Raw genomic sequence first — 14,096 nt, 5'->3', positions numbered from 1 at the left:
TTTGTAATACCTTTGGCAGTATGGGTTTTGTCCTGTTTGGCAGACTCATCCAATATTACCTAGCCTTATATGAGGTTCGTGTCCCTCGGGGCGGAAGTTTGCCGTCGACTTCCTTCAGACATGACGGTCGCCCCCCCATGCCCTTGTCTTGAGCTACAGCTACTACTGCCTTCGCTGTTCGGGACTTTCACCCTATAGTTTGTACCCATGCCGGGCACACCAAAAAAGCCATCCGTTCAATCCCATTGAACAGACGGCTTATATGCTTAATAAAAATATCTACTCTTTTTTATTCAAATAGAAGTAAAACAAGACGCCATATTCCGTATTCGTTACACCATACTCCACACCGTGCAGTTCTAGAATATTCTTTGAAATAGCGAGCCCTAATCCCGTACTGCCTTCTGAGCGCCCGCGAGACGTATCTCCACGGTAAAAACGATCCCATATTCTCTCTAAATGTTCCTCTGCAATATGAGCCCCGTTATTTTCCACACATACTTTAACGCGTTCCCGCTCATTCTTAGTGAAAATCATAATGTGCTTATTTTCCGGTGTGTAACGAATTGCATTGGTAATAAAGTTTGTAATCACTTGTTCAATTCGATGCTGGTTTGCGATGACTTTAATCGTGGAAAGCTGTTTATGCACATGTAATTGCTTGTCGGCGATGTCTAATGCTAATTGCTCACAAATATACGCTATGACCTGATCAATACAGAAGACATCCATTTCCATTTTGTATGTGCCCGACTCAAACTTTGCCAATTCGAGCATATCGACTATGAGCATATCCATTTTATCGACTTCTTTAGCCATTGCGTTAAAATAATAATCTTTTTTATCCTTGGCGACGCCATCTTCTAAAATTGAGATACAGCTCTTCATAATACTTAGAGGTGTCTTTAATTCATGTGATACACCGGAAATAAATTCCTTGCGTGTATTTTCCAGTTGTTTTTCCTTCTCGATATCCTCCTGCAATTGATTAATATGCGAATGCAACGTGGTAGAGAGTCTATTAATATTGTGTGATAACGCACCAATTTCATCTTTTGACCTAACAGGTATTGACTCGGAAAAATCCAAGTTGGCAATCTTGCTTGTCGTATCGTTTATTTGCAGCAATGGTTTGGCGATTTTTTTCGAATAATAAAAGGATGCCAGAACAATAAGGAGCAGTACAAATATAATTAAGTATACATAATAATCTTCTAACATTTGCACAGCTTCATCAATTGGCTGTAATGACATCATAGCAAAAATATAAGTGGTTTCACCATTCGCATCTTTAATCGGTCTGATTAATATTTTGTAGTTAATATCATTTTTCTCATAGTCCATTGTTTTCGCATGGTCATTATAATTATCATTAAATAGCAGATTCACTTGAAATTGTTTGATTTGTTCGATAAACACACGATTTGTGTAAATAGTTGAACGTACGGCTCCTACAGGTAATTGTAATTTCTTAATTTTTCCCGTTAAATATATCCGCGAGCCTCCTGCTGGTGAAGGTTCTATTTCAGCGGATTCTGTTTCAGTTCCGTTTCCATATAACTCTTCCGACAGCAGCGTATTCTCTAATACAAAATTCCTTTTCCGTCTGGTTAAAATGGCAGGAACTACTGTATCATCTTTTATTACCCCATCAATCATAATACGCTTGCCCTGTTCTAAATTAAACTTTACCCTTTCTATATCTTCTAAACCGATAAAACTGTACAAAGGGATGGTAATATCACGATTAGTGAGGTCCTTAGTCGGAGAAGCATCTGAATGAATTTTCACAGAAAAATCATTCGTGTATTTAATATTTCCTACACTATCCAACGTTGTAATCCACGTCGAATGTTCCTGGTAGAAATCCTGCTCCAGCCTTTTAATTGCCTGTGAACTTTTCCCGGCCTTCAAATATTCCTTCTTAAACGATTGAATACTCGTTTTAATGTCATTTACCTTTTGGGTTGCATAATATTGCTTAAAAAATACAGTTTGTCCAATATAAATAGTTGCTAAAATGAGCATACACAATAATGTTGTCAGCAAAAATAATTTTAATACAATGCCTTTTTTCATGTTTTTCCCTCAAATTTATAGCCAGCCCGAATAACCGTGACAATACAATTTGCTTTAGTGCCTAACTTATGCCGCAAATTACGGATGTGACTATTGATTGTGCGATCATCACCGGCAAATTCATAGCCCCAGACTTTAGTGATAAGTTGTTCCCTTGTAATAATAATCCCTTGATTTTGCATTAAATAGGTTAATATTTCAAACTCCGTGTATGTCAAACTGATACTTTCTCTATCTACCGTCACTGTCCGTGTAGGGAAGTGGACCCGGATACCATTACTGATTAAAGTATCTTCATCAGGTAACTTACCTGCCCGGGCATAGCGGCTATCAATTAACCGTTTTACTCTTGCCAATAATATTGGCGGGCTGTATGGCTTTGTGACATAATCATCAGCACCTAATTCAAAACCTAGCAGTGTATCATCTTCATCCGCACGTGCTGTCAACATAATAATCGCTACATTGGAAGTTTTGCGGATTTTTCTGCAAACGGACCATCCATCTAACTCCGGCAACATAATATCCAGAATAATTAAATGTACGTCATGTTTTTCAAAAATAGCTAAAGCTTCATTTCCATCTACTGCTTCTAATACTTTATATCCTGCATTTAATAAATAATCCTTAACTATTTCACGTAAAATGTCTTCATCTTCTACAATTAATATTGATTTTTGCATTTGTCTCCCCTCGCAATGTCTAAAAGGTTAGTACCTATGAAAAGATAGCATAACGATGTAAAGATTAGATAAAGATGTTAACTTGATATCATTCTTGATAAACCCTCTTGAAGGATCGTTATGATTAATTGCAATACCTTACATTTAATTTTTACCCATACAACAAAACAAACATTAAAATAGAACGAAATCGAGATATTTGGTAGCTCATACTTTAAATAAAAGTGGTTATTCATGATAATGACCCGATGATCCAGTTAAAGGGGCAATCCTTATTTCGGAAAATCGCCCGATAGTTCAAAAAAATCCAAAGGTTGACCTATATCAGTCAAGTATAATATCTACCCTATTAATTTCAATCATTATAACAGACGCTTAGTTATTTTGTATTTCTAATAAATTCATTAAACAGTTATACTACTTACTAATATGAGTTTAGAAAGGATACGTCAAAAATGGAAATTAAGAATCTAATTAGTGTTAAGACAAGGCGGGAATTAAGGGATTGGCTTGAGGAAAATTCAAAGACAGAAAGATTTTGTTGGGTAAAAGTAAGTATGAATGAACGATCATATGTCATTCAATATTTAGATGAAATTGAAGAAGCATTATGTTTTGGTTGGATAGATAACATAAAGAAGAAAATATCAGGTACTGAACTGGCACAAAGGCTTTCACCAAGAAAGAAAAACAGTAACTGGACAAAATTAAATAAAGAAAGAGTCAGGAGATTAGATCAATTAGGTTTGATGAAAGAAGAGGGCTTGAGAATACTCCCTGATATGCGGCCTGAATCTTTTACGATAGATCAAGATATTGAAACTCGTCTGAAAGAGGATGACCAAGTATATCAGAATTTCATTCATTTTCCGGAACTATACCGGAGAATTAGAATTGATACCATTCAAAGTTATAAGCGTGACCCTGATATTTTTCATAAGAGATTGGACAAGTTTATTAAAAATACGAGGGAAAATAAAATATATGGCCAGTGGATGACAATGGGCGCTTAACCAATTATTAAGGTAGGGAGGGGAATTGACATGAGAATATTCGATATCCATCATGTACTCCCGCGAAGCCGACCTATGAACATTTTATTTGTAAAGATTCACTGCTTCTTCCAAATAGTCTTTTTGGATTATGTAGTATCCTCGCCAATTTAAACGTTCGATAGTCCTCCCGTTCCAAACTATAACCAAATAGATACCAATGCATTTCGCTTACAAGCAACCTATAGGGTTCCACGACTCGATCCGTTTTTTTTCCTTTTTGATCCACATAATCAAACTTTAATAAGCGATTGTTCTCAATTGCTTGATTGATTAATGAAATATCTTCTTTGATTTGACTTCTTCCTGGCCAATCATAAAAAGTTAGAGCAAGTTTTGGAGAAATATCTTCGCCAGTCATTCCTTTGATTTTCTGGATCATCGCTTGAATTTCTTGATCCGTAATCAGTTGCTCAAAACCACCTAAAAGCGACGAGTATATTTTCAATATCTTTATGATTTAATAACCGTTTATCGAATTTATACTCTTCCATTAACGCATATCCTCCTTCCGCCCCGTGTTCCGTATAAATCGGGATATTTGTAAAACCTAATGTTTCCATATCACGCTGAATCGTTCGTTTCGTTACATGGAACAGTCGACTGAATTCGGTTGCCGAAACCACTTCTTTTTGTAACAAGATCATAACGATCGAGATCAATCGCTCAACTTTTTTCATATTACCCTCCTATATACGACATACATGTGTCACCTATACTCTATTATACTTCAAATATGAAAAGGAGGGGAGAGCTTTGAACAGATCGCCTTAAAATTTTGAGTAAGGGAGAGCATATTGGAGTAAACAATTAATTATTATAGGGAGGAAATAGAAGATGAAAGCAATTGCTTATTTACAATTTGGAGGGAACGCAGAAGAAGCGTTAACCTTTTATGAACAAGCATTACAAGCGACAAACGTAAAGAAAGTGAAATTTGGGGCTTTTGGTGAAGATCCCAATGCTCCGTTATCGGAAGAAGAAAAAAACATGATTATGGAGTCCCGCATTGAGTTTTCAGGGAATATTTTAATGATTTCTGATGTCACACCTTCTATGCAAACTGTAACAGGTGAAGTCATAAAGGGTACCAACGTCTTAATCAGTATCAATGATGCGGATCCAGAAATGAATGAACAAATCTTCGAAGGTCTTTCAGAGGGTGGAACTGTCATCATGCCGTTATCTTCTACGCCGTGGTCAGCGAACTTTGGAATGTTAGTCGACAAATTTTGGTGTCATGTGGAAGTTCAATAGTGAGGCCAGTAAGTTTCTGGATAGTTTTGAAAAGTAGTTTTTACAGCAAGCCTGAGAAGCCAAGTTCAAAGATAATAAGAGATATAAAGATACCGTATTGTCTTGGAAATAGAAAAAGAAAGGGTTTATGTAACGAATGGCAGTAAAAGAAGGTAAAATGGGATTTGTCATAGCAGGGGTAATGTTAGCTATTTTTATTGCCTCATGGGATCAGACAATTGTCGCCACAGCGATGGGCACGATTGTCTCAGATCTTGGCGGCCTTAATATGTTCGTATGGGTCACCACCGCCTATTTGGTGGCACAAACGGCCTCAAGCAAAAATTCTGTAATGGCATGACCAAAGGCTGATGTATCTACTTCAAGGTTAAAAGCACTGCACTTACAGGCAGCCCATGGACCGGATGAGTTCTCATACGCGAGGCTGACTGATCGGCAAGCCATCTGGGGGTATCCCGAATTTGCGGAATTTGGTTCAATTCTTTTATTTCAATCTTCAACAATCTGGCCCTATTCCAGAATATGATTGTTCGATTAAAGCACCCGATTGCGGCAGATTGAATAACATGAAAAGGTCATCAACGTTCTTTAATTTTTTGCAACTAACTTTATTAAAAGAACACCATTTCCATAGGGTTCTATTTCTTCTAACTTATTACTTTCTTTTCCAATAAACATTTTCTCTCTTATGTTTAATACCATCAATCCACACAACAGATTCTTCTTCATCAACCTCAAATATTAGAATTACTTGATATAAACCAAGTCTTACCCAGTAGCCTTTTAAAGTCCCATAGGTATTTGTTTTGCAGTTAAAACAGGCATATATGACAATTGTTTATAAGCATCCAAATATCCGTTCCTTAACTTCTGGAGGATATGCAAGTATATTGCTTAATTCATTAAGGGCAGTTTGTGACCAATAGACATTATAAGTTTTGTTCACTTTCAAACTCCTTGATTTTATGCTGAAGATACTTTAGTCCCTGCTCTTTATCATAAATACGTCCATTTTCACGATCTTCCCGACTTTTCTGTACTTGCTGGATGAGTTCCTTATCCTTAGAAAAAAGGTCTAAATTCATTTGATCAATGGCTTCTCTTTCCCGTTTCATATTTAAATAACCAATAAAGTCATATACCTCAACCGTATCTTCTTCATGAATAAAGTCAATTAGCCGTTTTAGTTCTTCACGGTTAACACTCATTTTAAACACCGCCTTATTATTTACTAACACCATTATACCACTGAATGAATCATTTCTAGAACACCATCCTTATTTCAATATAAAATTTACTCCAAAATCTTATTCAACAGCACCCGTTTGTAATTGCAATGAACTTTCAACTTGATTATTCTGGATCATTACATAGACTAAAGTTATTTACATATTCGTGCATATTGCTTTTCGTTAATTTGTCGTATCAGATAAATTTCTCTTTTATATGTTTAGGTAAGCATTATCTATTATCGAATTTTAACTTATCAATATATTCTTTTCCTTCTACCAATGAAAGACCTAAAGTTTCTCTTGCTTTTTTAACTGCTTTTACATCTTTACCATCTTTTATTAGTTTACGTAAATCATCATTAATTGGGTTTTCAGATATTCCCGATTGTTTAGCTAATTGGTCTAAAGTATATTGCATACCTTTTATACGACCTTCTAATTTATCCAACTTACTTGATAAATAGATTACTATAAGAAAAGCTATGCCTATTAGAGTATATTCCATTTATTTACTTCCTCCTTTAAAGTTATGCCTCTGTTTTCTATACGAAAACGGTAAGAAATAGTTTCAGAGTCCTACCACATAGCCATTAAGCTAAGAAAAACGGATACCCCCAAAATGAATATTTTAATAAAAACGATTATAGCGAGAGCACTAAAAGTTAACGGTTCATTTCACGTTGCAGTATTTCAAAAAAAAGCGACACATGATAGGCATCTACTGTTGCATGATGAACCTTAATATTCACTGGCATTATCAACTGTGAACCAACTTTTTCGTACTTTCCAGTGGTAATCATTGGTGTTAAATTATTTTTGATAGCTCTTGGATGAGATGAAAAATGTTCAAAATGCATCCAAGGAATTGATGAAATATTCACCACATTTGGTGGGACATCTCCCATTGGTGCGATATCTGTTGTGTTTGCATAGTCTTTTATAAGCCTTTTATACTCATAATCAACTGATTTATAATCTGTTAATCCTTCCAACCATAAACTATAAAATAACTCTGTTTCTTGATTAAAGTTCGTAAACGTTGGCACTAATTCTTGCCATTCTACTAATTGCTTATCTATGTGGGCATACCTCATATTCGGAATCTTGTTAACCGATTTAGTCAAATTAAAAATGGAGTAAGCATAAAAACTTATAGATTCGTCTTTGCATTTTTTAACTGCTTGAGTAACATCAATTTTTACTGTCATTTCAAACGTTGTGTCTGTCGCCATAAAATACTCATAATAGTTTCTTCTTGGAAAACTTTCTAAATCAATGACTTGATAAGTCGTCATCTATTTCAACCTCTCATTTTTTCAACAATTTGGCCCTATTCTGGTACAACTTTTATTCAATTAAAACGCCCGATCATTTAAGAATTTATTTAGTCCTGAATTTTTAATCCTAACAAAGAGGCAAACTGAATGGCTTGAAACGTTGACACTTTGCAGCCCTTTAAGTTTTCAATGGATACAATTAAAGAATCAAAGTTTGATGAACTTATATCAATGCCCTTTAATGATGTCTCTTCAAACCTTGCATCATTGATATTGCAGGAAAGGAACTCAACTTTCTTGAGCTTACAATCATACAGATCAGCACTATCTAATGAAGCATCATCAAAAATAACTTTTTCAAATTTTGAATTCCCGAACATCACCATATTTAGAATCGACTTCTCAAACCTTGTATTCCCAATGTATGATTCTGTTAGGTTAGTGCCTAACAACTTGCAATTATAAAACTCAATACGATTCATGGAGGCATTACCCAAATTAGCATTGGATAAATCACAATTCTCAAAGCGCACATCGGTAAGATCGATTCGGCTAAAGTCGGTATTAACAAAGTTGCAGTTTTTGATAACCGTTTGATAAAGTCGTAATCGATCTATAGACTCGTTATCAAATTGAGAATCTGTAACGAGGCTCACTTCAAATTCTGGATCTTCTTCGTAATAAATATCTGTAAATTTTCTCTTCGTTAGATTTTCAGGGATCTTGGGTGTGTCAATCTTCACTTTATACCTACTCTCAAAAGAATTTAATTCATAATAAGGTGTCTAGTTACAAACATAAAGGAACTCATGTTCTTTTTCAAGACTTGACCTTTACGCATTTTCTGATACACGTAGGCTTCATCTAGACACATATCTTAACTGACGTTGTTTTGAGTTCTAAGAAATACCCTTATTAAGTTAAATGGCCCAACAATCCAATAGAGAGTGCTTTACTTATTCCGCAAATGCGCCCACCAAAAACAGGTGAAATGGGTACCTAAATACATTATCTGCCTTGATTTTAACCGTTATCGAGTTAGTTTTTGTCATTCTCGTTTGAATAACTTCTTTCGAGAGTTTTAATTAATTTTTCGCCAATCGTCTTGATATTATATGCAATAATAAATAGGGCTACTGCAATTCCCAATAATACGAGTGTTAGCAACATTTCTTCCCTCCAAATCATTATTTATTACCACCTTTTAACATAAATATCCAGATACCTTTGAGAAGGATATTTAACAAAATGGCCTTTGCAATAAGGACGCATGTACTTATGCCACAATTAAGCTCGATTACGGAATAAACTTTTTATAATGTTGGTGGACTACCAGGTATTGTATACACAAGAATTAAATAGATAATCAAATTTGTTGGTAGAATAATGAAGAGTAATCTCACGCCAAGAGAAGATATTCCAAAATATTCAGCAATACCACCACAAACTCCCGATATAGCTTTATCTGTTGAAGATTTTCTTAATTTATTTTGCATTATAATCCCCTCCCTTTATTTCACATTCTCTATTCAGCTAAATGGCCCGTTTGAGGAAGATTCCAAAAGTCTTATTAAAGTAAATCACCCTTTAATTTAATATCTCCCAGACCCTTCCGTTCTTCATTGGAAAAAGATTACCGAAAATACCAAGAGCTCTATAAGTTGTTTGCTCGCCATTATCAAATTCAAAATTCTTTTCATAAGAGGCAAATATTCCTGCATTTCTAAAATGAGAAGAATTACTCCTTATTTCTCGATTATCTTTAATACACTTCTCATTCCAACCTTCATCGTTACACACAATTCCATTCTCTTTTAATATCCATTTATCAAATTTAGCGTTAGTGGGAGTAGTAAATACCATAATAGCTATAAGAATTATGACCATAACAATTCCTGCTACAAATACCTTTCTTTTATTTATCAAGTGCGAAATCACCTCCTAAACGATTGCGCCCGTTGAACAAGGGCTACTTACATTATTTATTAAGAACAACAATAAATGGCTTTGTCAAAAGCGTCTTCTGGAATATATATTATCCCATTTCTTATCTCATAAGGTATATTGTTTTCCTCCAATAATTCAGTCGCATTACTGTTGGTCTGCTCTCCCCACTCTATATATTCCCCACTATATTCCTTTTGGCAAGCAGATAAAGTGGTAAAAAGAAGATAACAGCACAGTACTAATACTAGAATCTTCTTCAAAATACCTCCCCCTAAATCCGCAAATATACAACAGTCTCTCTTTCCATTCTTTTTCCGCAATATGGCTCTTATGTATGGCAGAGGTGTCGAGTCTTGTTCCGTTCTTGCGCCCGTTTTCGTATTGCTTAAGAATTCCTGTATAAGTAGATCACAGCTGTCATGGTACTTCTTTTTTGACTATTATTAATTAACATTCAGAGACATAAAAAAGAAAGGAATAAAATCCCTGATTCAAGGATTTATTTTAACATAAATATTCAGAAAACCTGGATAAAATTTTCAAAATACATCTCTACGCACTAAAATACCATTTTAAAATGTATTCTGTTTTTATTTTTTTCTCCACTGTAAGTGAACTACTTACATTACAAACCCTCCTTTTTTCACAAAATGGCCCAATAAAAGAATATGTTATTCGGCTAAAAAGCTCTTTTCTGGAACAATTTTCTGATATTAGCTGGTATTGCTGAAGTTAAATTGTAAAGCGCCTTCAAGAAAATGCCACGTAAGGTACGCCGATTGGAGCAACCTAGAGTTGTGTAGTAAGAAAGCTAACAAAAACAATCATATTTTTTGTTTGCAAACTGTTTTTACGTGTTATAATAAACATAGAGACAAGAAAAAAGCATAAACTAATAAAGACCGAAGATACGCTAATATCTCCGGTCAGCAATGAATCGTTCCCCTTCAAGAGGCGTCAGCGCGAACAAGGAATAGACCTCACCCGGCTGCTAAACTCAGGGAGGTCTATTTTTTCTGGTCTGTAATCGTTACAACGAGTGTTGCGAAAGCGATCATTAGAACCAGTGTCTCAAAAACAGACATGGGCAACACCCCCTTCCGTTATAGCGTATCGTATGACACTACAACCGACAGGAATGCGCCGACCTCCCTTGAGGAAAACGCGATTCTTGCATATTTCCATTATATCATTTGCCTAAGAAGTTTAAAGAAATTTCCCAACTTTCCTTTAACAACTATTGGACTGATAAAATCTTATTTCCTCTGTGCTAGTCTGATTCTTGGCCAATATATGCAAAGTATTCTTTATTAAAGATAAGCCTCCTCGGGAAGATAGTTATTCATGAATAATTTTCTTCTTTCTTGCTGTAAATTTCATAAGCAAAATATCCAAATAATAAGCCAACCCAGCTCCTAAACTGATTTCAACTCTTGAAAAATATAGGGTGTATATGTATAATAAAATTTAATTGTATAGGAATGTTTTCTAGGGTTCCGCAACATAAGGTTGGTCTGGTCCGAGAGAAAACTCACAGCTCTGCTGTGTCACGGAAGGATAAAAGCCTGGGAGATACTGTTTTTTCACAGTTTCTCTCAGGCTTTTTTGTTTTTCTGGTAATAATAAAATTTGGAGGTGCTATACAAATGAATACAGAGTGGATCAAGGTATTTATTGCCGCTCTCTTTGAGGTTTTTTGGGTTATTGGTTTAAAACATGCAGATAACTTTTGGACTTGGACTGGAACGATTGTTGCCATCTTTGTCAGTTTCTATTTAATGATCATGGCTGGACGAAAACTTCCTGTGGGAACGGTATATGCAGTTTTTGTTGGGTTAGGAACGGCAGGTACAGTTTTCTCTGAGATTGTATTTTTTAATGAACCTTTCAGGATGGAAAAAGTACTTTTAATATTCGTTTTATTAGCAGGTGTTATTGGTTTGAAATTAGTTACGCCAGACAAAGTTCAAAAAGGTGGTGAATCCTAATGGCATGGGCTTCTTTAATCTTAGCAGGTTTATGTGAAATGTTTGGGGTTGCCATGATCAATAAATTGCATATTGCTCGGAACTGGCAATCATTGTTTTTATTAATTCTCGGATTTGGGGCAAGTTTTATATTCCTTGCCTATTCCATGGAAACACTCCCTATGGGCACAGCCTATGCAATTTGGACAGGTATCGGCGCTTCTGGCGGGGCAATCTTAGGAATGTTGATTTATGGAGAATCAAACGATTGGAAAAGGCTAGTTTTTATCGGAATGGTATTAGGTGCTGCAGTAGGGCTTAAACTTGTTTCGTAAAGGAATTTTTTCAATGGAAGAAGATAACTTGTTTTTATAAACAAACGATCTTCTTCATTTTTTCTCTTCAAGTACCTGATTTAGCACAAATAAGCGATAGGGGTTCCAGAAAAGACAACTCCTTCTTTTGTTAACGCTCCCCATTAGCATTTAAGTATACTTTTTCACAATCTCCATTTATTTTACCATAACTATTTAATATCTTAAGGACAATCTTAAGCAATATGGACCTATTCCGGCATATGCTTATTCGATTATAGCGCCAGCTAACGAATAAGCAAAGCAGTGAATAGTCAATTAGATAATTTTTCTAATTGCGAATGGATAACGTCTCCTTCTGTGGTTTGCACTTTTAAAGGTTCATTTATTTCATCCAGACCTATCTCAATATAAGGAACCTTATTCTCATCCTCACCTTCAACAAGTTTCACGGTAATTTCCGTAGGCCCCCGCTTCGTAACATTTTCAACTTCTATTTCTTTTCCTGCGTATTCTTTACCTAGTTTTAGCGTAACTTGTTTTTTACCTTCAGAAATAGTGGAAATCCTATAAGAGCTTTCCGAGTTTCCGTCTTCTACAAAGGTTCTTTCCCCTTTATCATTGATCCAGTAGCCTTGTTCAGAATAGATGACTAACCCAATCGTTGCAAAAAATATAAATGGTAAAATGACAAGCGTAATTTTATCTGTCTTCCTGAATTGTTGTGCGTCTTTCCTGCGAATGAATAAAGGTAAAAGAAGTGTACCAGCAATACTAACAATTAAAAATCCTGCTGCTAAAAAAGCATACCCCATACCTTCGAATCCGCGAATCACGAGAAAACCATAAGCGGTAATCACGATAGAAAAGAGAAATGTGATTATTGGTGCTAGATAATACTTACCATTCCTTTTAGATGCAATAAACGTAAACATGAACATAAGAGATCCTAAAAATATACCACCCAACATGACTAAAAAAACCATGCAATCACCTCCGATTTGTTTAAATAAATACTTGCAAAATATTGCTCAGAAATAGGACGACAATTAAATCTGCTGCTAAAGAGATCCATACCCATTTCTTGTTGAAAAAGGTGATGGTAAAGACAATCAAAAAGACTGCGGCAGGTAAGTAAAATAGAAACATAGTCGATTGGACAGAGGCACGGATCATTTCTGGTGATGACGCTAAATCATAGTAACTAAAACTTGAGTAAAAGATATAGAAGAGAATAATTGCTCTTACAGAAATTAATAATAGCTTCAATCCAGTATTAAACTGTGCTAACTTTTTCAGTGGTTTAATTTCTGGTTCATCCGAAATTTCAAGTTCAGGGAAATTATCGTCAAAATCAACGACATGAGAATATAAGCTTTTACATTCTTCACAGTCTTTCATATGATCTAAAACAATTTGTTTGGGTTCAGTATCTAAATCGTTAATAACCGGAATTAACTCCTGCGATAATAGGTGAATTTTATTAAAAACTTCCATTTGATCACCTCTCTTTAATCATCTGTTTTCTCATTCTAAACACTTTGGATTTTAAGGTGGAGATAGGGATGGTGAGCAATTCGCTAATTTCTTGATAATCATAGCCATAATATACTTTAGCAAGTAATATTGCCCTATCCGTATCATTTAGTTCACCCAAGACTGTATGAATTTGATTATTTACCAAAGTCTTTACTTCCGGTGTCTGGTTATTGATTAATATGGTTTCAATAATATTTTCATCTTTTAGCAGTTCCGGCTTTTTCTTTTTGTGATAATCCAAAAGTGTATTTTTCACTCCTTTTACTAACCAACTTTTCATGTAAGTCACTTCTAGAACGCTTGATGGATTTATCAAGATTTTTGCAAATAATTCCTGAATAATATCATCTGCAACCTCGTCATTTTTCGTTAATCCAATTAGGAAATTTCTTAAATAAACATAATGCTCGTTATAAATTTCTTCTATGAGTTCTAATGGATTGACCTTATGCATTTTTTAACTCCCCACAATATCTCTGGCATGAAAGAGACGATTATAATCAAAAAAGGTTGCATCTTTTTCAGATTTCCAAAAAAAGTTTAAAAGCAAGTTTGTCCCGCTATTTTTATTGATAAAACGAATAACGAGGGATATGTATTCGAGAAAAAATTAAGTGGAATGAACAGCCTATATATTATCTTATGATAATACAAGTCAAAATTGGCATGTAACAAACAAAACCAACCAAATGGATAAAGACTTAGATGATTTAGACTTTTAGAAGGTACTAAATAACTTTAAAGTGAAG

At 35.0% G+C, this 14,096-nt stretch carries 19 protein-coding genes, 3 pseudogenes and 1 riboswitch; of the genes and pseudogenes, 5 read left to right on the top strand and 17 right to left on the bottom strand.

Annotated elements, in window-relative coordinates; all coding sequences use genetic code 11:
• Positions 1-279: 279 nt before the first annotated feature.
• Both ACZ427_RS02340 and ACZ427_RS02335 read right to left on the bottom strand, forming a co-directional pair.
• Positions 280-2,079 carry a sensor histidine kinase gene (locus ACZ427_RS02340; protein ID WP_461179849.1) on the bottom strand — a complete coding sequence of 600 codons (1,800 nt, stop codon included), beginning with the start codon at positions 2,077-2,079 and terminating at the stop codon, positions 280-282.
• The gene (locus ACZ427_RS02335) at positions 2,076-2,762 is read right to left on the bottom strand and encodes a response regulator transcription factor (RefSeq protein WP_461179848.1); all 687 of its coding nucleotides are present in this window, start codon (positions 2,760-2,762) and stop codon (positions 2,076-2,078) included. Before ACZ427_RS02335 ends, ACZ427_RS02340 begins: the two co-directional genes overlap by 4 nt.
• 455 nt (positions 2,763-3,217) lie before the next feature.
• Here ACZ427_RS02335 and ACZ427_RS02330 point away from each other — a divergent pair.
• Positions 3,218-3,786: pseudogene (locus ACZ427_RS02330) on the top strand (YdeI/OmpD-associated family protein).
• 62 nt (positions 3,787-3,848) lie between these two features.
• On the opposite strand, the gene ACZ427_RS02325 reads toward ACZ427_RS02330, so the two are convergent.
• A complete protein-coding gene (locus ACZ427_RS02325; RefSeq protein ID WP_461179847.1) occupies positions 3,849-4,262 on the bottom strand; it encodes a helix-turn-helix transcriptional regulator in 414 nt (137 codons plus the stop codon).
• Positions 4,228-4,494 (bottom strand): helix-turn-helix transcriptional regulator, encoded by a 267-nt coding sequence (locus tag ACZ427_RS02320; protein WP_461179846.1) that lies wholly within the window; start codon positions 4,492-4,494, stop codon positions 4,228-4,230. The genes ACZ427_RS02325 and ACZ427_RS02320 overlap by 35 nt, the downstream gene beginning before the upstream one ends.
• A gap of 157 nt (positions 4,495-4,651) precedes the next feature.
• Here ACZ427_RS02320 and ACZ427_RS02315 point away from each other — a divergent pair.
• Positions 4,652-5,108: pseudogene (locus tag ACZ427_RS02315) on the top strand (VOC family protein).
• A gap of 99 nt (positions 5,109-5,207) precedes the next feature.
• Positions 5,208-5,384, top strand: a pseudogene (locus ACZ427_RS02310) (MFS transporter); the annotation flags it as partial.
• A 275-nt stretch (positions 5,385-5,659) separates the two neighbouring features.
• Here the strand turns inward: ACZ427_RS02310 and ACZ427_RS02305 are convergent.
• The 10 genes from ACZ427_RS02305 to ACZ427_RS02260 all read right to left on the bottom strand — a co-directional run bounded on the left by ACZ427_RS02305 (position 5,660) and on the right by ACZ427_RS02260 (position 10,585).
• Positions 5,660-5,800 carry a hypothetical protein gene (locus ACZ427_RS02305; protein ID WP_464883510.1) on the bottom strand — a complete coding sequence of 47 codons (141 nt, stop codon included), beginning with the start codon at positions 5,798-5,800 and terminating at the stop codon, positions 5,660-5,662.
• Between the two features lie 200 nt (positions 5,801-6,000).
• Entirely contained in the window at positions 6,001-6,279 is a 279-nt protein-coding gene (locus ACZ427_RS02300) for a hypothetical protein (RefSeq protein ID WP_461179845.1), read from the bottom strand.
• 253 nt (positions 6,280-6,532) lie between these two features.
• Positions 6,533-6,808, bottom strand: coding sequence for a hypothetical protein (locus ACZ427_RS02295; RefSeq protein WP_461179844.1), 276 nt, complete (start codon positions 6,806-6,808; stop codon positions 6,533-6,535).
• Between the two features lie 157 nt (positions 6,809-6,965).
• On the bottom strand, positions 6,966-7,598 hold the full coding sequence (locus ACZ427_RS02290) for a CatA-like O-acetyltransferase (RefSeq protein ID WP_461179843.1): 633 nt from the start codon (positions 7,596-7,598) through the stop codon (positions 6,966-6,968).
• A gap of 89 nt (positions 7,599-7,687) precedes the next feature.
• Positions 7,688-8,323 carry a pentapeptide repeat-containing protein gene (locus ACZ427_RS02285; protein ID WP_461179842.1) on the bottom strand — a complete coding sequence of 212 codons (636 nt, stop codon included), beginning with the start codon at positions 8,321-8,323 and terminating at the stop codon, positions 7,688-7,690.
• Between the two features lie 295 nt (positions 8,324-8,618).
• Positions 8,619-8,768: a hypothetical protein gene (locus ACZ427_RS02280; RefSeq protein ID WP_461179841.1), complete on the bottom strand. Its 150-nt coding sequence runs from the start codon at positions 8,766-8,768 to the stop codon at positions 8,619-8,621.
• 125 nt (positions 8,769-8,893) lie between these two features.
• Complete coding sequence (locus ACZ427_RS02275) at positions 8,894-9,076, bottom strand: PspC domain-containing protein (RefSeq protein ID WP_461179840.1); 183 nt, start codon at positions 9,074-9,076, stop codon at positions 8,894-8,896.
• Between the two features lie 91 nt (positions 9,077-9,167).
• Positions 9,168-9,506: a hypothetical protein gene (locus tag ACZ427_RS02270; protein ID WP_461179839.1), complete on the bottom strand. Its 339-nt coding sequence runs from the start codon at positions 9,504-9,506 to the stop codon at positions 9,168-9,170.
• Positions 9,507-9,565: 59 nt separating this feature from the next.
• On the bottom strand, positions 9,566-9,787 hold the full coding sequence (locus tag ACZ427_RS02265) for a hypothetical protein (RefSeq protein ID WP_461179838.1): 222 nt from the start codon (positions 9,785-9,787) through the stop codon (positions 9,566-9,568).
• 747 nt (positions 9,788-10,534) lie between these two features.
• A complete protein-coding gene (locus tag ACZ427_RS02260) occupies positions 10,535-10,585 on the bottom strand; it encodes a hypothetical protein (RefSeq protein WP_464883569.1) in 51 nt (16 codons plus the stop codon).
• A gap of 419 nt (positions 10,586-11,004) precedes the next feature.
• Positions 11,005-11,101: riboswitch (guanidine-I (ykkC/yxkD leader) on the top strand.
• A gap of 72 nt (positions 11,102-11,173) precedes the next feature.
• On the opposite strand from ACZ427_RS02260, the gene ACZ427_RS02255 reads away from it, so the two are divergent.
• Both ACZ427_RS02255 and ACZ427_RS02250 read left to right on the top strand, forming a co-directional pair.
• Entirely contained in the window at positions 11,174-11,515 is a 342-nt protein-coding gene (locus ACZ427_RS02255; protein ID WP_461179837.1) for a DMT family transporter, read from the top strand.
• Positions 11,515-11,829, top strand: a complete 315-nt coding sequence (locus ACZ427_RS02250; RefSeq protein ID WP_461179836.1) for a DMT family transporter — start codon at positions 11,515-11,517, stop codon at positions 11,827-11,829. Before ACZ427_RS02255 ends, ACZ427_RS02250 begins: the two co-directional genes overlap by 1 nt.
• Before the next feature lie 293 nt (positions 11,830-12,122).
• Here ACZ427_RS02250 and ACZ427_RS02245 read toward each other — a convergent pair whose 3' ends face one another.
• Genes ACZ427_RS02245 through ACZ427_RS02235 form a run of 3 tightly spaced genes read right to left on the bottom strand, consistent with a single transcriptional unit; the run spans position 12,123 to position 13,801 of the window.
• On the bottom strand, positions 12,123-12,794 hold the full coding sequence (locus ACZ427_RS02245; protein ID WP_461179835.1) for a hypothetical protein: 672 nt from the start codon (positions 12,792-12,794) through the stop codon (positions 12,123-12,125).
• 19 nt (positions 12,795-12,813) lie between these two features.
• The gene (locus ACZ427_RS02240) at positions 12,814-13,305 is read right to left on the bottom strand and encodes a hypothetical protein (RefSeq protein ID WP_461179834.1); all 492 of its coding nucleotides are present in this window, start codon (positions 13,303-13,305) and stop codon (positions 12,814-12,816) included.
• 4 nt (positions 13,306-13,309) lie between these two features.
• Positions 13,310-13,801 carry an RNA polymerase sigma factor gene (locus ACZ427_RS02235; RefSeq protein ID WP_461179833.1) on the bottom strand — a complete coding sequence of 164 codons (492 nt, stop codon included), beginning with the start codon at positions 13,799-13,801 and terminating at the stop codon, positions 13,310-13,312.
• Positions 13,802-14,096 lie beyond the last annotated feature (295 nt).

The sequence above is a fragment of the Virgibacillus ainsalahensis genome, assembly GCF_055380755.1.
This window is presented reverse-complemented; position numbering and strand designations above follow the sequence as displayed.